The sequence below is a fragment of the Labrys sp. WJW genome, assembly GCF_001676615.1.
Taxonomy (GTDB): Bacteria; Pseudomonadota; Alphaproteobacteria; order Rhizobiales; family Labraceae; genus Labrys; species Labrys sedimenti.
In genome coordinates this window covers 198,270-217,997 of sequence record NZ_LYXZ01000013.1, presented here as the reverse complement: position 1 = coordinate 217,997, position 19,728 = coordinate 198,270, and the positions used below count along the sequence as shown (strand labels likewise).

General features: G+C 61.4%; 19 protein-coding genes and 2 riboswitches. Of the genes, 6 read left to right on the top strand and 13 right to left on the bottom strand.

The features are described 5' to 3' along the window. Positions 1-379: 379 nt before the first annotated feature. The 5 genes from BA190_RS08735 to BA190_RS08715 are packed head-to-tail and all read right to left on the bottom strand — an operon-like array spanning position 380 to position 6,000. Positions 380-1,423 (bottom strand): hypothetical protein, encoded by a 1,044-nt coding sequence (locus BA190_RS08735; protein WP_068285221.1) that lies wholly within the window; start codon positions 1,421-1,423, stop codon positions 380-382. After that, complete coding sequence (locus tag BA190_RS08730; protein WP_068285220.1) at positions 1,420-2,202, bottom strand: ABC transporter ATP-binding protein; 783 nt, start codon at positions 2,200-2,202, stop codon at positions 1,420-1,422. Before BA190_RS08730 ends, BA190_RS08735 begins: the two co-directional genes overlap by 4 nt. Further along, positions 2,202-3,200 carry an iron ABC transporter permease gene (locus tag BA190_RS08725; protein ID WP_068285218.1) on the bottom strand — a complete coding sequence of 333 codons (999 nt, stop codon included), beginning with the start codon at positions 3,198-3,200 and terminating at the stop codon, positions 2,202-2,204. The genes BA190_RS08730 and BA190_RS08725 overlap by 1 nt, the downstream gene beginning before the upstream one ends. Further along, a complete protein-coding gene (locus tag BA190_RS08720) occupies positions 3,197-4,057 on the bottom strand; it encodes an ABC transporter substrate-binding protein (protein WP_156771418.1) in 861 nt (286 codons plus the stop codon). Before BA190_RS08720 ends, BA190_RS08725 begins: the two co-directional genes overlap by 4 nt. Continuing rightward, positions 4,054-6,000, bottom strand: coding sequence for a TonB-dependent siderophore receptor (locus tag BA190_RS08715; protein ID WP_068285343.1), 1,947 nt, complete (start codon positions 5,998-6,000; stop codon positions 4,054-4,056). Before BA190_RS08715 ends, BA190_RS08720 begins: the two co-directional genes overlap by 4 nt. 111 nt (positions 6,001-6,111) lie before the next feature. Continuing rightward, positions 6,112-6,310: riboswitch (cobalamin riboswitch) on the bottom strand. A gap of 199 nt (positions 6,311-6,509) precedes the next feature. After that, a riboswitch (cobalamin riboswitch) is annotated at positions 6,510-6,714 on the top strand. Between the two features lie 103 nt (positions 6,715-6,817). Between BA190_RS08715 and BA190_RS08710 the strand changes: the two genes are divergently transcribed. The 6 genes from BA190_RS08710 (at position 6,818) to BA190_RS08685 (ending at position 13,108) form a co-directional block, all read left to right on the top strand. Then, positions 6,818-8,065: an aromatic ring-hydroxylating dioxygenase subunit alpha gene (locus BA190_RS08710; protein ID WP_068285216.1), complete on the top strand. Its 1,248-nt coding sequence runs from the start codon at positions 6,818-6,820 to the stop codon at positions 8,063-8,065. A gap of 14 nt (positions 8,066-8,079) precedes the next feature. After that, a complete protein-coding gene (locus tag BA190_RS08705) occupies positions 8,080-9,180 on the top strand; it encodes a hybrid-cluster NAD(P)-dependent oxidoreductase (protein WP_068285213.1) in 1,101 nt (366 codons plus the stop codon). A 153-nt stretch (positions 9,181-9,333) separates the two neighbouring features. Beyond that, positions 9,334-10,524, top strand: a complete 1,191-nt coding sequence (gene fdhA, locus BA190_RS08700) for a formaldehyde dehydrogenase, glutathione-independent (RefSeq protein WP_068285211.1) — start codon at positions 9,334-9,336, stop codon at positions 10,522-10,524. A gap of 450 nt (positions 10,525-10,974) precedes the next feature. Beyond that, positions 10,975-11,745 carry a precorrin-6A synthase (deacetylating) gene (cobF, locus tag BA190_RS08695; protein WP_068285209.1) on the top strand — a complete coding sequence of 257 codons (771 nt, stop codon included), beginning with the start codon at positions 10,975-10,977 and terminating at the stop codon, positions 11,743-11,745. Continuing rightward, a complete protein-coding gene (locus BA190_RS08690) occupies positions 11,742-12,773 on the top strand; it encodes a GlxA family transcriptional regulator (protein WP_068285207.1) in 1,032 nt (343 codons plus the stop codon). The genes cobF and BA190_RS08690 overlap by 4 nt, the downstream gene beginning before the upstream one ends. A gap of 89 nt (positions 12,774-12,862) precedes the next feature. Further along, entirely contained in the window at positions 12,863-13,108 is a 246-nt protein-coding gene (locus tag BA190_RS08685; protein WP_068285205.1) for a hypothetical protein, read from the top strand. Positions 13,109-13,369: 261 nt separating this feature from the next. On the opposite strand, the gene BA190_RS35805 is transcribed toward BA190_RS08685, so the two are convergent. The 8 genes from BA190_RS35805 to BA190_RS08645 all read right to left on the bottom strand — a co-directional run bounded on the left by BA190_RS35805 (position 13,370) and on the right by BA190_RS08645 (position 19,704). Further along, entirely contained in the window at positions 13,370-13,876 is a 507-nt protein-coding gene (locus tag BA190_RS35805; protein WP_156771417.1) for a hypothetical protein, read from the bottom strand. After that, entirely contained in the window at positions 13,873-14,835 is a 963-nt protein-coding gene (locus BA190_RS08675; RefSeq protein WP_068285201.1) for a YncE family protein, read from the bottom strand. The genes BA190_RS35805 and BA190_RS08675 overlap by 4 nt, the downstream gene beginning before the upstream one ends. Beyond that, positions 14,836-15,363 (bottom strand): SRPBCC family protein, encoded by a 528-nt coding sequence (locus tag BA190_RS08670; protein WP_068285199.1) that lies wholly within the window; start codon positions 15,361-15,363, stop codon positions 14,836-14,838. Positions 15,364-15,378: 15 nt separating this feature from the next. Continuing rightward, positions 15,379-16,224 carry a vWA domain-containing protein gene (locus BA190_RS08665; RefSeq protein WP_245314638.1) on the bottom strand — a complete coding sequence of 282 codons (846 nt, stop codon included), beginning with the start codon at positions 16,222-16,224 and terminating at the stop codon, positions 15,379-15,381. 140 nt (positions 16,225-16,364) lie between these two features. After that, positions 16,365-17,000, bottom strand: coding sequence for an MxaK protein (locus BA190_RS08660; RefSeq protein ID WP_245314636.1), 636 nt, complete (start codon positions 16,998-17,000; stop codon positions 16,365-16,367). After that, entirely contained in the window at positions 16,997-18,019 is a 1,023-nt protein-coding gene (locus BA190_RS08655) for a vWA domain-containing protein (protein ID WP_068285197.1), read from the bottom strand. Before BA190_RS08655 ends, BA190_RS08660 begins: the two co-directional genes overlap by 4 nt. After that, positions 18,016-18,972, bottom strand: coding sequence for a hypothetical protein (locus BA190_RS08650; RefSeq protein WP_068285195.1), 957 nt, complete (start codon positions 18,970-18,972; stop codon positions 18,016-18,018). The genes BA190_RS08655 and BA190_RS08650 overlap by 4 nt, the downstream gene beginning before the upstream one ends. 3 nt (positions 18,973-18,975) lie before the next feature. Then, positions 18,976-19,704, bottom strand: coding sequence for an MxaS protein (locus BA190_RS08645; protein WP_245314634.1), 729 nt, complete (start codon positions 19,702-19,704; stop codon positions 18,976-18,978). Positions 19,705-19,728: the final 24 nt, after the last annotated feature.

Here is a 19,728-nt window from a genome sequence, read left to right as displayed (position 1 = left end):
TGTATCGCCAGCCAGTGCCGTCAATCTATCGACTAGAAAAATATCCTACAACTACAATGATTTAGAACAAATCTAGTCTGCTCAGACAATACTTCCGTGAGGCAGACGTCTCAATGTCGCCTGCTCAAAACAGGACGACGAATGAGAAGACGCCGACGGTTTCGACGATCGGCCATACTTGGGAGGGCCCCGTCATTGATCTCCTACGAAACCGCGGCTAAATCCGATACGCATCCTGTCGCTGATGCAGTCGAAGACAGCACCGAGCAGGCGGGACCCCCAAATCATCATCTCGCACACTAGGGATTCTGGAGATACGAAACGGGCCGGCCAACCTAAAAAATCACTGATGGACGGTGAGAGACGCCACTGAATTAAGCTAGCGACCATGCTGCTTTTGTTCGTCTTCGGTGTCTTCCTCAGAGTCCTGCGCATTGTTTTCGAAAAGGGCATTCCAGTGCTCCAGGGCTGTGCTCGGTCCAGAAAGTGCCAGGAGTTGGCGCAGGGCAATGCGTATCGTCGGCCGGGCAAAGCGCCCCTGCGGCGCCACCAGAACCTCTGGGGACAAGCCTGCTTCGATACTGCTGGTGACGGACTGCTTCAGCTCGAGCAGCTCAGGAACACCGAACCGCTCGAGCAGATTCTGAAAGCGCGCATGTTCGACGGCATCGAAGGGCTTGTCCCGGCCGAGCCCATCCACGAGAGGAGATGCCGGAAACAAATGCGCGCATGGAACGAGTCCATCGGGGATCGGCTGGGTCGCCGCATGTGTGCGCCCGCTCCGCAGCAGGCGCGCCAGGAGATGCGTGTGCGGCCCGTCGGGACTGACCTGGCCCTCGGATGGAATGGGCTGATAGACCTCGGCGCGCCCCAGCCGGGTAAGGAAGACCCGATGCGGACTGGTGCGCAGGATCGCCGCCATTGCGGGATTGCCGGGCGCGAACAGCGACGTGCCGTCGCAGGCGCGCAGCACCGCGATGAGATCGGGATCGGCGGTCCGGACGGCCATGTCCACCTGGAGGAGATCGAGACCCAGATCGAACAGGATGCCGTCGCGATCCTGTTCGCGCAGCGCCTCGACATCGGGGCCGAGATCGGTCAGCACGCTTCGTCGCCGCATCGCGCACTGCGCCTCCGGCAGGCAGAGGGCAATGCCGTGACGCCACTGCCCTGCTTTCTGGCTGACCGTCTCATAGGCGACCGGCTGGAAGGGTTCGGAGATCTCGAGGCGGATGCCCCCGCGTGCCGTGGTGATCGAGCAATATGTGGGGGCGGTTTCGAAACGGGCATCCTCGTCGGGATCGCGCATGAATTCGGCGATGGCCCCGAACGTTCCCATGCTCCATTGTGTCCGGGGATCCGCGATCTCGACAGCGATCCAGTCGCCGATGCTTGAAGGCTCGCTCCGCGATGATTGTGTCATGCCTCATCTCCGTCGATCGGTGTCCATGGCAGGAAGTAACGCTGCCCTTGATGCTCCCCGGATAGGGAGGCAACCCCGTAAACGTCCCGGATCTGCTCCTCGCCGAGCAAGGAGGCCGGCCCGTCGAATACGATCCTTCCCCGCGCCAGCATGATCAGGCGGTCGCAGAAGCGGCTTGCCAGGCTGAGATCGTGCAGCACCACCGCAACGCCCGAACCGCGATGCGCAGTCTGGCGCAGGATTTCCATGATCGTAAGCTGGTGCAGCGGATCGAGGCTCGCCACCGGTTCGTCGGCGAGCAGCAAGTCGGCCTCCACCGCCAAGGCCCGGGCGATCAACACTCGCATGCGCTCGCCACCCGATAGGTCTCCCGTACGGCGCAAGGCGACGGCCTCGACATCGGTTGCCGCCATCGCACGCTCGACGGCGGCCTGGTCATCCGCGCTGGGCCCGGCAAAGGGACGCCGATATGGCAGGCGGCCCAGCGCGACCAGTTGGTGGACGCGCATCGACCAATGCACCTGATTGGCCTGGGCGAGGAATGCAAGGCGCCGGGCGAATTCGGCAGGTCGGTAATGGCCCTTCGGCAAGCCGTCATAGCGTATCGCTCCGGCCTGGACCGGAACGAGGCCCGCCAGTGCTCGCAGCAATGTCGTCTTGCCGGCGCCATTGGGACCGAGGAGACCGACGATTTCGCCAGGTCGCAACGTCATGCCGACCTGGTCCAGAATCGTGTTCGTGCCGTAGCCCAGCGTGACGCCTTCAGCCTCGACCTGCATCAGGCTTCCTCCCTCAGCCGATAGATCAGGCTGAAAAGGAAGGGCGAACCGATGATAGCGGTGATGACACCCAGCTTCAGTTCGGGGTGAATGGGGAGTAGGCGGGCGGCGACATCGGCGGCCAGAAGAAGAATGGCACCGCCAAAGCCGCTGACCAGCAGCAGGCGTCCCGGGCGATGGCCGACAAGGGGCCGCACCAAATGTGGCACCACCAGCCCCACGAACCCGATCGCACCGGTGACCGCCACGGCGCTGCCCACGGCGAGCGCCGCGCCGGCGATCAGCTGCAGGCGAAGCCGGGTCAGGCTGAAGCCGAGGCTTAGGGTAGTATCCTCCCCGAGCGTCAGGCTGTCGAGCGCAGGCGCGCAGGCCAGTATGAGGCCCCAGCCGATGATCATGAGGGGCAGAACCAGCCAGACCTGCGGCAGGCTGCGGTCGACCAGCGATCCCATCAGCCAGAAGACGATCTCCATCGCGGCATAGGGATTGGGCGACAAATTGAGCGCCAGGCTGGTCAGGGCGCCGGCGAAGCTGTTGATCGCGACGCCCGCCAGGATCAGCGTCATGGTTCCGGCGCCGCGGCCCACCAGGCCGTAGAGCAGGAGGGTTGCCAGCACGGCGCCGGCAATGCCGCCAAGCGGCAGGGCCAGGGCGAAAGCCCCCGCAAGGCCCGAATAGAAGGTGATCACCGCCCCCAGTGCCGCCGCCCCGGAGATGCCGATCACGCCGGGCTCCGCCAAGGGATTGCGCAACAGCCCCTGCATCGCTGCTCCGGTGATGCCGAGGCTGAATCCGACAAGCAATCCCATCAAGGCCCGCGGCAGGCGCAGCTCGACGAGAACCAGCGCCGGCAAATCGCGCGAGCCGCGCAGGATCCCGCCCAGAGCCTGGGAAAAATCGAGGGGGGCATAGCCGACGACGAGAGACACCATCGCCATCATCAAGCTGGCGGCGACCAGCCCCGCGATCAGCAGCCTGTGGGAGCTGGCACCCGTCATGGCATGGCCGTCTTGTCGATCAGCGTTTCCACGGCATCGACATTGGCGGGTCCCGCACATGTCCACAGGCGGGAGGAAATGGAGACGAGGCGAAGACTGCGGCTGAGCCGGCCGATGATGGGATGATGCAGCGTTTGCTCGGCAAGGGACGGGCTGTTGCCGCCATCGCCGTTCAGGATGAGCACGTCAGCCTTTTCGAGCGCAACTCTTTCGAGGGGAATCTGCGCATAGCTCGACACTCCGTCCCGGCTCGCCAGATTGGCAAGACCGGCATGGGCCATCAGGTCGTCGACCAGGCTGCCTCGACCGACGGTGTAGCCATTGGGCTGGAGCACGAAGGCATCCAATGCTGGCCGATGGGCGCGACGCGACAAGACCGCCAGGCGCTCGTCCATGTCGCGGATGACGGCTTCTCCCCGCCCCGGCTCCCCGACGAGGCCGGCAACCTTGCTGATCTGCGCGCGCACGCCATCGAGGTCCCGGGGGACATCGAGTTCGACGACATTCATGCCGACGCGGTGCAGCAGCCCGACGGTGGTCCGGCTGGTATAGGCACCGGCCAGGACGAGGTCCGGCTTGAGGGCGATGACTTCCTCCGCCAAACCGTGATTGGCGGGAATCGTCTGAGCCTCCCTGGCCATGTTGGCATTGCGCGGATCCTGCGAAAGCCAGGTGACCGAGGCGATCCTGTCGCGATCCGCCAGCCGCAGCAAAAGCTCGTCCGTGCACATGTTGATCGAGACGATACGCCTGGGAGCCGTCGATGCCGAAGCCCAGGCACAATCCTGCCCGAGGCCGGACAGCACCAGTGCCACGCCGATCGTCAGGAGGCGAAGATGGCGGCGCGAGCGTTTCAAAACGCCCGGACCCGAATGCCGCCATAGACCCCGAGGCCGGGCTGGAGAAAGCCGATGGGCTGCTGGTAGCGACGGTCGAACAGATTGTCGACGCGCATGAAGACATTGGTCTTCTCGTTCACGTCGTAGTCGGCCGCGAGATTGACCGTGGTATAGCTGGGCGCACGCATGCGCTGGATCGAGAAATCGCGGTTGCCATCGATCCAGGAGCCGACGAAGAGCAGCGTGGCGGAGAGATGGAGTGCATCGACCGGCGACCAGTTCGCCTGCAGGCTCGCCTTGTGTCGCGGACGCCGGATCAGTTCCTGGTTCTTGTCCTCGTTCTTGGCGATGGTGAAGGTATAGTCGGCCCTGAAATCGAGCTGGTCGTTCACCTTCCAAGTCATGAAGGATTCATTGCCGTGCGTCTCGGCCCGGCCGATGTTGATATTGGTGGTGAAGTCGGCGTTGGCGGCGATGAGATTCTTGATCTTGTTGTAGAAATAGGTCGAGCCGACCCGCACTCTGCCGTCGAACAGGGGCTGCTCGAAGCCGACGTCATAGCCCGTGCTTTCCTCCGGCTTCAGATTGGGATTGGCATAAAAGCCGAAGGCAGGAAAATCCTGGTAGAGCTGGCTCAAGGTCGGGGCCTTGAAACCCGTGCCGACGCTGGCCTTGAGCTGCGTTCCCGTCTGTTCGACAGTGTAGGTCGGGGCAAGGCGGTAGGTGAAGTGGCCGCCGAAGCTGTCATAATGGTCGTAGCGAATGTTCGAGGCCACGGTGAAGCCCTTGAACAGATTTGCCTCGAGCTGCGCGTAAGCCGCATTGTTGGTGTCGGACGCCTTGAGGTTCGCCAGGTCCAGGCTGTAGCGCTCGTGCTCCATCCCGAACAGCAATTTGTAATCGTCGCCGAGGGCGATCTCCTGCCTGAGGTCGAATTTCAGCTTTTCGCCCGTCGACGCGCTCGGCGCCGTGAAGGCCACCGGCGGATAGACGTTCCTGCTCCACAGATTGCTGTAGGAGACGCCGAATATGGTGCGATAGCGATCGTCGAGCGAATGCCAGATGCCTTCGGCCCGCGTGAACAATTGATGGTTCGTCAGCCAGGTACGCGAGGGATTGGGCGCGCAAAAACAGGGGCCATAGCCGTCGCTGGTAAAGCCGAGCTTCGAGTCGGTATAGCGCGCGATGACATTGACGGAGAAATTGTCGGTCAGGTCGGCGCCCACCCGGCCGGAATAGGTGTAGTTGTCATAATAGTTGGGACGCGCGACGGTGCCGAGCACGAGAAGCTCCCACGGCGTCACCGGCGTGTCCGTCGAGCGGAAATGGTCGATGCCGAAGGCGTAGTTGAAGATTGACGTCGAGCCGCTCAGGCCCAGCCGCTGGTTGAAGGTGCCGTGCGATCCGCCTTCGACGGTGGCCGTCAGTCTGGGCAGCCCCGAGCCCTTCCTGGTGGTGATCGAGATGACGCCGCCGATGGCATCGGCACCGTAGAGCCCGCCCTGCGGCCCGCGCAGCACCTCGATGCGCTCGACATCGCTGGTCAGCAACTGGCCGAGATCGGCGGCCGCGTTGGGAGCGGAGGGATTGGAGACGTCGATACCGTCGATCAGCACCTTGACATGGTTGGAATTGGTGCCGCGCATGAAGATGGAGGTCTGGGTACCCGGACCGCCCGACTGGACGAGATTGAGGCCCGGCACTGTTCTCAGCACGTCGTTGACGGTGCGCCGTTGCTGCCTGGCCATGTCGTCGGCCGTGATCACGGTGACCGAACTGCCGACCTTGTTGATCGAGGTCGGCTGCAACGTGGCGGAGGTCACGATGACCGGATCCAGCTCGACCGGGGTGGGCTGCGTCCCGGCGCTTTGCGCCAGGGCATGCGTTGTGAGAACGCAGGACACCCCGACAAGGGCGGCCGACAAAATAGCGTGTTGCAGATGGCAGGCAGTCTTGTCCATGAGGACCTCGAGCAGGATAGCCAATGGCCGTCACTGCGATTGAAGCCCCTCCCTCTGCCCCAACAGGACATCTGGATCGACCACCATCGGGGACCCCCGCCCAATGTTATCGCGCGTGACCATTGCGACGGCAGGTCTCCTGGCTCACGGGTCGTCGTGCTCTTCGTTGCCTTCCCAGGCTTGACCCCAGTGGCATGTAACGAAGGACTCACCGCCTACAGTTGCGGGGGCAGCCGCGGTTCGAAACGATCGCTCATTTCTCCGCGTTCCCTATTATTCCCCGAGGGGAACCGTCCAGGTGACGCTAGGGCCTGCCCGTTGCGGCTGTCAAGCAGGGCGGGTCCCATGTCCCCTGGCAAAGCGGAGGCTCTCGGTTCTTTGCGGGCCCACGCGATCGCAGGCCTGGCATCGGCGGAGCAAGCTACCTTTGCCTGACCTCCGGCTTGGACTGTCGCCATTGCGCCTACGCGATGTCGCTTTTGGGCCTTCTGCAATTGCTGCAACGGTGCATGCTTGAACCTGTTCAAGGTGCCCTTCGATCTTTTCGAGGGGATAATTGGGAAGCCGGTTCAAGACCGGCGCTGCCCCCGCAACGGTAACGAAGCCATCGTTTCGACGAATGCCACTGGATCCGAAATGATCTGGGAAGGTGTCGAGACAGTCCCCTCGGACAGCTCCGGAGCCCGGAAACCAGCCTCGAATGGGAACCTGACTGATCGCGGTGGGCGGTCAAGAGGCAGATCGGCGTGCGAGGTGTCGTCCCGCCGTCGTCTTACCTCCATCACCACCAGTTCAGTCCTCGCGAGAGGGACGGAACATGGATGCGCGCAATGAGATGTTGAGGCTTCTTCGCAACCGGCGGGAAGGCTTCAGCCTGGATCGGCCCTTTTATATCGACCCCGACTTCTATCAGGTCGATCTTGAGCTGATCTGGTATCGGGACTGGCTCTTTGTCGGCCATGACTGCGAGATCGCCAAGCCCGGCAGCTTCTTTACCGTCCATATCGGCGACTATCCGGTGATCGTCGTGCGGGGCCGCGATGGTGTGATCCGCGCCCTCCACAATTCCTGCCGGCATCGTGGAAGCCGTGTCTGCTCGGCCCATCGCGGCACCTCGGCCCGCCTCGTCTGCCCCTACCATCAATGGACCTACGATCTCGACGGCAGTCTCGTCTTCGCCCGCGACATGGACCCGGGTTTCAAGAAGGAAGATTTCGGCCTGAGCCCTGTCGCCTGCGAGAGTGTCGCCGGCTATATCTTCATCTGCCTGGCGGAACGACCGGCCGACTTCGCTCCCTTCCGTGCCATGGTGGAGCCCTATCTGGCCCCGCACAACCTCCGGGACGCCAAGATCGCCTTCGAGTCGACGATCATCGAAAAGGGCAATTGGAAGCTCGTCTGGGAAAACAACCGCGAGTGCTATCACTGCTCCGCCAATCACCCCGCGCTGTGCAAGACATTCCCGGAGGCGCCCACCGTCACCGGCGTCCAGGGGGCCGAAAATGACCCGGACATGCTTGCGCATTGGCAAAAATGCGAAGCGGCCGGACTCCGGTCGCGTTTCGTCATCGATGATGAAGGCCAGTACCGCACCACGCGCGCGCCTCTTCTGCGGGACGCCATCAGCTATACGATGACGGGCCGGCCAGCCGTCCGCAGGGGATTGTCGGACCAGGTGCCGGTCGACCGTTTCGGCACCCTCCTGCTCTATCACTATCCGACGACGTGGAACCATGTTCTCGCCGACCACGCCGTCACATTCCGCGTCCTGCCTCTGAGCGCAACGGAGACAGCCGTCACGACAAAATGGCTGGTGCACAAGGATGCCGTCGAAGGTGTCGACTACAAGCTCGACGAATTGACCCACGTCTGGACCGAAACCAATGACGAGGACCGCCGCATCGTCGAGGAGAACGCCTTCGGTATCAAGTCGCCCGCTTACCGTCCTGGCCCCTATTCGCAGTTGCATGAGAGCGGCGTGATCCAGTTCTGTGACTGGTACGACCGTTTCATTCAGCCGCGGCTGACTGAAGGTGGAAGTCCTCTGCTCCGCACCGTCGCTTGAGGGGCGCAGCGGCCATGATTGCGACTGCAGGTCCCCACCTTTACCGCCATCTCGATGAAATGGCGCCCTGGAACGATCGATTGCAGGTGCTGGAGATCGTCGGCATCACCGACGAGGCACCGGACGTGAAGACCTTCATCTTCCGTTCCGACGCTCAGACCTGGTTCCGCTACAAGCCCGGCCAGTTCATCACGCTGGAGCTTCCGGTCACGGACGGGCCGCTCCTGCGCACCTATACGCTTTCCTCTTCGCCGTCACGCCCCTTCGCGATCTCGATCACGGTGAAAGCCCAGGCGAGCAGCGTCGGCACGCGATGGATGTTCGACCATCTCAAGGTGGGGGACCGCATCAAGGCCTATGGACCGGCCGGCGACTTCTCCCATCACGATCATCCGGCTGCGAGATATCTTTTCATCTCCGCCGGGTCGGGCGTCACTCCGATGATGTCGATGCTGCGTTGGCTGAGCGACTGCGCGCCATGGACAGACGTGTCGTTCGTCAATTGCGCGCGGCGCCCCGAGGAGATCATCTTTCGCGAAGAACTGGGATTGCTCGGCCGCCATATGCCCGGCCTCAAGCTCGGCTTCATGATCGAGGAACGCTCGAGCCGCGAGAACTGGTTCGGGCATATCGGGCGTATCGATGCCGTTCGCATGCCCCTGCTGGCTCCCGACTTCCGGGAGCGAGAGGTCTTCTGCTGCGGTCCCGAGCCTTTCATGCGTGCCGTGAGGGAACTGCTCGCCTCGGCCGGCTTCGACCTCGGCCACTACCATCAAGAGAGCTTTGCTGCACCGGTCAGGGAGGAAGCTCTCGCCGAAGTGGCCTCGGAAGCCTTAGAGGAGGCCCAGGAAAAGGCCCAGCTGGTGCGCTTTGCACTCTCCGAAACGGATGGGCAATGCCTGCCTGAACAAACCGTCCTGCAAACGGCACGCGCTTGCGGCGTGCGCATCCCGGCGGCTTGTGAATTCGGCCTCTGCGGCACCTGCAAGATCCGGAAGGTTTCGGGCGAAGTGACGATGAACCACAATGGCGGCATCCTCGACGACGAGATCGCCGACGGTTTCATCCTCGCCTGCTGCTCCAAGCCACTGACGGCCCTCGAGGTCGAGGCGTGAATTGAGCCGTTCCCGTGCCTGCCGGTAACGGACAGGCATTCCGGAGCGGGTCAAGGGGATGGCCGCTGGCCAGCCCCGACAATGTCGCCGCGGCCCTCCAGGGTGCAGCTGCGATCCGGACCACACCGTACAGATGACAACGGAGGAGACGATATGAGCAAGAACAGAGGCGTCGTCTATATTGGCCCCGGCAAGGTCGAGGTCCAGAACATCGACGATCCCAAATTGCAGGCCCCCGACGGCAGGCGTATCGAGCATGCCGTTATCTTGAAGGTGATCTCCACCAATATCTGCGGCTCCGACCAGCATATGGTGCGCGGACGCACGACCGCCCCTTCGGGCCTCGTTCTCGGTCACGAGATCACCGGTGAGGTCATCGAGAAAGGCGCAGATGTCGAGATGCTCGAGATCGGCGACGTTGTCTCGGTGCCCTTCAACGTTGCTTGCGGCCGCTGCCGATGCTGCAGGTCGCAGGACACTGGCGTTTGCCTCACGGTAAACCCGGCTCGCGCCGGCGGCGCCTATGGCTATGTCGATATGGGCGGCTGGATCGGTGGTCAGGCGCGCTACGTCACGGTGCCCTATGCTGATTTCAACCTCCTGAAGTTTCCAGATCGCGACAAGGCCCTGGCGAAGATCCGCGATCTCACCATGCTGTCCGACATTCTACCGACCGGATTTCACGGTGCCGTCTGCGCCAAGGTGGGTGTTGGTTCCACCGTCTATGTGGCGGGTGCTGGACCTGTCGGCCTGGCAGCGGCAGCCTCGGCACGTATTCTGGGCGCAGCAGTCGTCATGATCGGCGATTTCAACAAGGAGCGGCTTGCCCACGCTGCCAAGGTCGGCTTCGAGCCAATCGATCTATCGAGAAGCGACCGGCTGGGAGACATGATCGCGGACGTGACGGGCTCGCCGGAGGTCGACAGCGCCATCGACGCCGTGGGCTTCGAGGCACGCGGCCACTCCGGCCACGAGCAGCCGGCGGTCGTGCTCAATCAGATGATGGAAATCACGCGGGCCGCCGGTGCCATCGGCATTCCCGGCCTCTATGTCACGGAGGACCCCGGCGCCGTCGACAACGCAGCCAAGCATGGCAGCCTCTCGCTGCGCTTCGGCCTCGGTTGGGCCAAGGCCCAGTCCCTGCACACCGGACAGACGCCGGTGCTTCGTTACAATCGGCAGCTGATGCAGGCCATCCTGCATGACCGCCTGCCGATCGCCGATATCGTCAACGCCAAGGTGATTTCGCTCGAAGATGCCGTGCAGGGCTATGAGAGCTTCGATCAGGGTGCGGCGACGAAATTCGTGCTGGACCCGCATGGCTCCCTGCTGAAGGCAGCCTGACAACAAAGGGCCCCACCGCCCAAAGGCGCGGATCAGGATCTTTTCTTCCCGGTCCGCGCAAGACAATCCGCTCCAAAGGCGCTCTCCCATGAACCGGTCAAGGTTGAAACGTCCCAGGCAATATGCGGCTCCAGACGGGGAACCGCGTGGCGGACGTGCTGTTCTACCTGTTGCTTCGACAGCATGCGCGCAGCCGCCAGGCGGGCATCCGGTACTTGCGCCCCAACAGCAATCGACAGGTCTGGCTTCGGGCCTCCCCGAACCCGAGGAAGTCTTCCTGGCCTGGCTGATGACGCAATCGCAGACCACTGATCTAATTGCCGCAGCGCGGACCGAACTCCTGAGGCTGGAGGCCGATGACGGGACGCATCCAGGGCCGCGCCGGCTCCATGCGTTGTTCCTGGAATTCTGCCATGATCAGGCACTGGCTCCAGCATCGGCCGGACCGCAATGAAACGCAGGCTAGCCGTCATCGGCATCGGGGCCGGTAATCCCGATCACGTCACCGTCCAGGCCGTGAAGGCCATGAACCGCGTGGATGTTTTCTTCATCCCTAACAAAGGCGGCGAGAAGCAGGAGCTTGCGCGCATCCGCGAGGAAATCCTCGGGCGTCACGTCTCGAATTCTTCATTCCGAAGCGTGGTATTCGATCTCCCCCTCCGTGGGATGGGAACAGACTACGACGCCAGCGTGATGAAATGGCACCAGGATGTCGAGGCAGTCTATGGAGAACTCATCGCCGAGGAACTCACCCCTTCGCAAACGGGCGCGTTTCTCGTGTGGGGCGATCCCACCCTCTATGACAGCACCATCCGCATTCTCGATCGTCTCAAGGCGCGCGGTGATTTCGAGCTGGAATACGAGGTCTTCCCCGGGATCAGCAGTGTCCAGGCGCTGGCGGCCGAGCACAAGGTGACACTCAACGAGATCGGACATTCGATCCTGATCACCTCCGGGCGCGATCTGGCGGCGAGCTTTCCCGACAACGCCGACAGTGTCGTCGTTCTCCTGAATGCGGAAAAGGCGCTGCGGCAGGCCGATACCGGCAGCGATGTTTTCTGGGGCGCCTATCTCGGCACTCCCGATCAAATCCTGGTTGCCGGAAAGCTCGGCGACGTCGTCGACGACATCGAACGTATCAGGGCTGAGGCGCGCCGGAAGAAAGGCTGGATCATGGACATTGCCTTGATGAAAAGGCGGAGGCGCGGCGAATCCCTATGAACATCCGGGCCAAACTCAGCACCACGCACACCGTCGGCTTCCTGCTCACGCCGGCTTTCTCGATGATCGCGTTCACAGCTGCACTTGAGGTCCTGCGCCTGACCAATCACGTTCTCGGCATGAAGGCCTATACGTGGCGGCTCTATTCTCCCGACGGCCAGGCGATCCAAGCCTCGAACGGCCTCGCAATCGCCGTGGATGGAAACTATGGTGATGCCGGCCCGATGTCCCTGACTATCGTCTGCTCGGGAATAGACGTGCAGAAATACGACCATGGCCCCCTGATCGCCAGGCTTCGCAAGCTTGCCTTCCACGGCGTTTCCATCGGTGCCCTGTGCACAGGCCCCTATATTCTGGCCAGGGCTGGTCTTCTGAACGGTCATCGCTGTGCCATTCACTGGGAAAATTTCGACAGCTTCCGGGAACAGTTTCCCGACATCGATGCCACGCAGGAGCTATATGAGATCGACCGCAATCGCTTCACCTGTGCCGGTGGCACGGCCGCGATCGACATGATGCTGGCCCTCGTCGCCGCCGAAAAAGGCTCCGAACTCGCCGGCCTGGTTTCCGACCAGTTGATCCATCATCGCATGCGCGCTTCGAATGAGCGCCAGCGTATGGAACTGCGGGCCCGCTTCGGCATATCCCATCCCAAACTGCTCGCCGTGGTCGACGAGATGGGCAGGCGTTTGGAGGAACCGGTCTCCTGCACGCAATTAGCCCGTATCGTGCGGTTGACGCCACGCCAGCTCGAGCGCCTGTTTCAACGCTACCTGAGCACCTCGCCAGCGCGATACTATCAGCAGATGCGCCTCAATCGCGCCCGGCAGCTCCTGCGCCAAACATCGATGCCGGTTCTTTCGGTGGGGTTGGCGTGCGGCTTCGTCTCCGCCTCTCACTTCTCCAAATGCTACACTGAGCACTTCGGTCGTACCCCCACCGAGGAGCGCAAGGGAGTGTCTGTCAGTCGAAAAAATGTAACACTTATGCGCGCTTCATGCCGAGAGATCTCCACCTCTTCGTCGTGAGTTTAGAACATTGGTCAGGCCGCGAGTTGTGTAAAAGATCGTTGTCCATCCGTTGGCCAACGAGAACGAATATCTTGTAAGGAGATTGAATGAATATTTTAGCTGCCATTTTGATCTGTGCCAGTTCGATCCCTATCCAAGATTGCGATCGCAGCAACGCATTGTCCGTGACGTTCGGGCCCAATCACTACAATAAGATCGACCTTTGCCAAATCGAAGCAATGGCCTACATCGCCAACACAGGCTTGGTCCAGAAAGGCGATGTCGTGAAGGTCTATTGTGGTCGCCGAGAGCAGATCTATGCCCATTTTTCGAAAGAGGGCAGGCGCGGATAAAGCACCGATCAACATGATCGACTTGTCTGTGCTAACGCATCACTCGGAATTTTTGGCGGATCCTGCTTGGCCTGAACCAGATCTTCACATGCTCGATGTCGAAAAGATCCGGAAAAGATTTTGAGCCGAAACTTTTCGGTCGTGTATGTGATAGGGCGCACCGTCGCCGCATAATCCGGCTGTTCCTTGCAAAATAAGTAATGAGCGGAGCAGCAGCTTCGAAGCGCGAGCAGATAATTCCCTGCTTGAAAGGCGAATGCTTCAACGATGACTGTATGTGTCGGCAAGATAATTCAAGGCATCCGCCCGGCTTTTTCCGGATTTGCGTAGCGTCACATATTGTTGACAGATCGCACCGAAGGAGGTGCGTCCGATGGATCGGTCAGCCACATCGACCAGACCCGTCAAAATGTCGACATAGCGCTCCTGCACCCCGATCTCATGAAGTGCATCCGCAGTTTGGGCGGCGCGGTTGGCAATCATGCGCTGATCTTCATAAAAACGCACACGTGCCTGTGAAATGGCCTTGCGCAATCGTCCGACATCTTGATCGATGGGCAAAGCCTCATGGCCGATTTCGCGACTGCGGAGCCAAAGGGCGGGATCCTGCCTGTCTCCCTGAGCCAGCCAACTCGATATAGCTCGCGGCTTGGTCGCGACAACGACCTGGCTGCTCGATGATGAAGAAGGATCGTCATCGCAGGCACCGAGGAACGCCAGAGCAATGGACGAAATAGCGAACCACCGATAGGGTCTTATCCCACTCATGGTCGAACGGCATCAGTTCGAGATGATACAGCCGAAAAATAACGCGGACCATCGCCAACTTTTATCCGCGTTAGTTCTCTCCTGCCAGCCAGTTCGATCACCGAAACATCGCCCGAGAACCAGTTGGCGACATAGGCCTTTCCGGTGGTCCCGGCAAAGACCCCTTCCGGATAACGGCCAACCTGGACCCGACCCAGGACTATTCGGGTTCTCGCATCGATGATCGCAAGTTCATTGCTATGCTGACATGTCACCAGCACCGTTGCGCCGTCGGGCGTTACTGCAACGCCATAAGGCATCGCACATACCGGAATCGTCGCAAGCGTCGAGATATTGGCGGTATCGATGACCGTGAGGTCGCTACTGTGAACATTGCCCACGTATAGGCGATCGCCGGCAGGCGCCAATGCCAGAGCAAAAGGCGCCTTCCCTGTCGGCACCGTGGCGATGACGTGCATGGAGACACTATCGATCACCGTAACGTCATTGCTGTCCCGGTTCGCCACATAAAGCCGATGCGTCCGCCTATCGAGAACGATGCCTGCCGAGCTCTTGCCGGCAGGCGCCGTGCCGGTCATCGCTGCGGTGCGGACATCGAAGCGCTTGATGCGGCTCACCGACCAATCCGAGGCGTAAATGACGCCCTCCTCTGCCGCAATTCCGAAAGGCTCTCCCTGAAACGCGATCTTGCCCGGCGGACCGCCATGGACGACATCCACCACGCCGATTGCCCCGCTGTCAGGATAACTGACGAAAGCAAGCTTCCCGTCGGGCGAAGCGCTCACATTCGCAGGACCGTGATCGACCGCAATGGTGGAGATGACCTTGTCCGCGCAGGTGTCGATCACCGCCAGCGAATTGCCGTCCTGGCTGACAACGGCGACGTGCGTCGCCTCGCAGGCACCCGCATCCAGCACGAGTGCCAACAGCATCAAGCCGACCAACAGCACGATGCGCATTCAATCCCTGCCTTCAGCCTTGCTCTTGATGCCCTCCAGACCGGTACGGAACAAGGTACCCAGCGCATTGCGGGCGGCATCGTCGTTCAACTCGTCCGCCGGTTCATTGCCGGTATCGCCGCGATAGACGCGCCCGTACCATTCCACGACGCTGCCGCCATCCGGGCCGGGCGTAACGACGAGGGTCGCTGAATACGAGCTCGCGGGCAGCGCCTTCAGGTTGGGCTCCAGCATTCGATAGGTATAGGTCATTTTTTCCGGATCATATTCGTCGACTTCCTCTTCGAGCTTCTCGCTGTTCTGAAAAGTCAGGATCCGCTTCTTGTTGTCGCCTTCGCTGGCCTTGAGGATCGCATCCCATTTGGAAATGCCGGAATAGTCTCCGGCAATCGCCCAGACGGCTTTGGGGTCGGCCTTGATCGTCACACTTTCATCCACCTTCTGCGGTGTCGGACCGTGAGCCCATGCCGGCAAGGACGCTGCTGCAAGAAACGAGATTGCAACCAGAGACGGGGTTAGACGCTGCATTCTTTGTCCTTTCGTTTATCGAGTACGAAACCTCGCTCGCAGAGGCAGGAGCGTGTAGCCGCCGATGAGAAAGGCAAGCGCGGTCGATCCGGCGACCCAGCGCAGATCGACGAAACTGTCAGTTTGACGTTTTGCCCCCGACTGCATCAGTTCGCCCGCCAGATCGAGATTGTCCGTCAGATGCCGGTAGGAAAGTCCGGTCTGTCGCCCCAGCATCTGAAGATAGCTCTCGCGAACCGATGAAAGATGCTCGGATCCGGCGGCGGCCTCGCTGCCGAACGGAGCGTTGCGCGGATTGTAGCCGGAGCGCTGTTCGGCATAGGGCGGCGGCAAGCCGAACCGGCTCTCATGGGGTACCTCATCGGCGCTCCAGAAGCCGATTTCGCGGCCACGCTCGTCAAATTTCGGGATAGGCGAAAGGCCATAACCACCAGTCCCCACGATCAGCCCGTTCACGCTACCCTTTTCGCCATCGAAAGCGGGGCCTCCCGACGAGGGAAGAGGGGGGGCCTCTTGGCCGTCTGTGATGAAGACAAGGTTCGTCTTCAGCTGACCCGCCATCCCGACGGCGCTGAACAGGCCGCTGGCGACATGACTGTCGCCCTCCCAGGCCTCACGCCAATCAATAGCGTCGATCGTCCCGGCCAGGGCGCCATAATTGGCACAGACCTCCACCGGCTCGAAGAGAAGAAATGTCACCCTCTCGGCAAACAGCGCCAGAGCAAACCGGCTGGAGCAAGGCAGATCGGCCACCATTGCCTTCACGCGTGTCTTGGCGACGGCCAACCGCGACACCGGCTCGTTCCCCAGCTGATAATCGCGGGTATTCATGCTGCCGGTAATGTCGACCACGGCAAGCACATCGTAGCCGGTGCGCTTGGAAGGGATCGGCGGCAAGACCATCGCGGCCAGTCCCGATATGAACGCTGCTGCAAGGAGCAGAGTTCGCGGATCCAGCAGATTGGTCCGCCATTCTCCGAACAGGGACATCCGGCCCGCGGTCATGGCAATCCCTCCGGCTTTCCCGGTATATCTGTCCAAATCCGTTTGGGATCGGCGGTTAGGGTATCACCATCCGTTCGCTCGAAAGCCGGAAAGTCACGAATGAGACGCGACGCTACGTCGAGATTGTATTTGGCGTCCCAGTCCCCGGGCACGAGCGTCAAGGCCCTACGATAGGCCTGACGCGCCAGAATAACCTTGGGGCCGGCATCGTCCAGTTTGCCCTGTGTAAGTAGATCGAAAGCCTGTCGCAGTCTGCCATTTCCAACATTGTAATGGGCAGCGGCACTGGCCGCCGGCTGACGAGACCGATCCAGGGCCTCGACATAGGGACTTGCTTCGTCGACCCGTTCGTGGCTGACCAGAAAGGCGACGCGGGCCAGCAGCACATCGGGTTCCGAGTCAAGGGGCACCGCAACGTCGCGATTCCCCTCCAGCATGGCGATGGTGCCGTTGGCAGCGCGCCAGTGCAGGGCGAGGAAGCAGGACACCGCGGCCATCGCTACGAAGACGACAAGCAGAACAATGACAAGCCAGAGCGACGAGCGCCCATTCAACCAGGCATGATTCATGGGCTGCGCCCGCATCAGACTGCGCTGGTCGCCGGGACCGAGTGCCGCGGAGGATAGCTTCATGGGATCCTCTGCATAGCCTGGCCGCCGCTTCGCCGCGGACGCCGCAGCCTGGTCTCGCATAGGCGAGCCAAGATCAGGACGAGGATGGCTAGGATCGCGGCAAGATATGCCCAATTCGTCAGATCGCGTCGCGGTTCCTCCTCGCTATAGGCAATGGGATGACGCTCGAGCCGGTCGATCTTCTGGATCGCCTCCTCGACCTGCTGCGGGTTCTCCACCTGAAAGGCCTGATAGTTTGCATGCAACGATTGGAAGAAGATGTGGAGGTAACGTTCAGGCATCGACTGGGGGGTATCCTCGCCCGGCGCAGGCTTGTCGAAGAGCCCCTTGCTGCCGGCGGTCCTAAGGAACAGAAAGAAAAGATCTGTGCCAATCCGGCTGAACTCGGCGCGCAACTGGTCCTGAACGCGCCCCTCTATAACCGCTCCGCCGTCCGACACCAGAAGGATGACCCGATGTTCATTGCTGCCGCGCTCCGTGAACAATGAAAGCGCCATGGCCAGCCCGCGAGCAATATTGGTGAAATCCAGCCCCCTGCGATCGGTGGCATTGATGGCCCCCTGTACGGCATCCTTGTGATCGGTCAGCGGCAGTACCAGAATTGGGGCGGTGGAGAACGCCACAGCCCCGAACAGGTCGTGCGGCCGGCTGCCGACGAATTTGCCGAGAAGGCGCCGGGTGGCCGAGGCCTTGGACTCTTCTCCGCCCTGTGGTGTTTGCCCGGCAAAGGTATCGTTCATGCTGCCGCTCCGATCGAGCAGAAGGACGATTTGCGCACCTTCGCCCATGCGATCGATCTTCTCGCCCGGGCGGTATGGCCTCGCTGCGCCGATGACCAGGCACGCCATGGCAAGCATGCCTGCGATCCGAAGCCCCTGCCCTATCAGAGCCGAGACGAGATCGGCCGGCACAGTGCCCACCGTCGCGACGCTGTTCGGTCTTTGCCCCGAAAGCAGAAGAGGCAGCACGGATAGGATGAGGAGCGCCAGAACCCAGGGACGGTCGAACCACACGCTCATGTACCCATTCTCTCAATGCGAGCGAGCTGGCGGGCAAGGTCATCGACTGCATCGAATGGGAGATCGATCTGGGCGCCGCTGGCCTCCGTTCCGAAGAAGGCAAGCCTCGAGGCGGAAAAGAACTTGGCCAGGCTCGCCTTCAGCGGGAGATAGGTCGGATGACGTGTGACGAAGAGATCGAGATCCTCTGCGAAAATGCTTGTCCCGTCTGTCTGGTCGATGCCCTTGTGGAGCGCCTGCAGGGCCTGCAGATAGGCTGGGTCGCCACCCCGTTCCCTTCGCAGTTGACGGACCCGTTTCGCAGCGCGGATGAAGGCCTGCGACGGACGAGGCTGGAATGGCCACCAGCACAAGCGCCATAGGAGTCCCACCAGGGCGAGGAAAGCAAGACCGATGAAAACCGCTGCTGCGGTCCAATACGGCCGGATCGAGCGCTGAGGCGCTCCCCGGTCCGCTCGCAAATAGTCCTTCGGGTCGTCTTTTTGTGGTGGCACCACTTCGCGCAAGGGTGAAACGCCGATTGCCCATGCCGGTATGTCGATGGGTACCGATTTGCCGGCTTGGGTCAGGACGATCCGGAAAGAGGGAATTTCGAGCTGACGTGCATCAAGCGCGTTGTAAAAATTCTGATAAACCAAAGCTAAATCGTAACGAACGCCCTCGCCGACACGTTCTTCCTTGAAGCCGATCGACCGCAGGTCCAGCCAGTAGTTGATCGGTCCCGGGCGAGGAAGCGATGCTCTATCCAGCGCGGTATTCTCCGCAACCACGAATTCGACGGAGACGTGCATCAGATCACCGACGAAGTAACCGATGTCGCGATCCGCCTTTATCGCAATGTCCTTTACGAGGTCTCCGGCTGTGAGTTCCTGTGATCGTGCGGCCGCTGGCCAAGCGATCACAAGGCCGAGGAACACGAAAAAAGAGACCGGGAAGGGGGTATGTCCCGCCATCGCTCAGCCCTCGGCGAGCTGCCGCGAGAAATCGTCGGCGTCGAATTCATTGGTAATCGTCACCGGGGTGCATCCGTAACCGCGGGCCAGTGTCCCGATCATTTGGCGGTGACGGCTCTGCGCCTCCAACCATCGTCTCTTCAGACTTGGCCTCATGAAAACCAGACGCCGGCCAGAGGTTTCGAGATCGAGAAGTTCCAGCAGCCCCCAGTCTGGCAGCCTGGCGTCCTCCGAGGTATCTCCGATCACGACCGGCACGAAATCGTGCCGGGCCAAAGCTGCGAACAACCTGGCGATCAAGTCGATATCGAGTTGATAGTCCGAGACGACAAAGACCATTTTCCGAGAGCCTGAGAGTCTCCGGGCGGCGGTGACCAGCCCTTCAGCGCTTGCACCCGAATAGTGCGCCCGTAACAGCTTTTCGCGGACTTCTTCGGCCAGGCTCAGTCTTCTGGTGGCCGGAATGAAACAGCTGGGATCCGGCTCCGCACCACAGCCGATCAGACTGCAACGGTCACCGATGCGCGTCGCGGACCGGGCCAGTGCAACGCTGAAGGCCTTAATCAGATCAATCTTCCGGCCATACCCTTCATAAAGGAGCGAAGCGCTGAGATCGGCCAGGATTACCAGCTGGGTCTCGGACCTCTGGCGGAACCTGCGCACGATCGTGCTTTCGAAGGGATCCCTCAAGGTAGCGCGGACGTCGATGCGGCGGGCATCCGGATAGGCCATGAAGGGCACCTTGTCACGGAACGT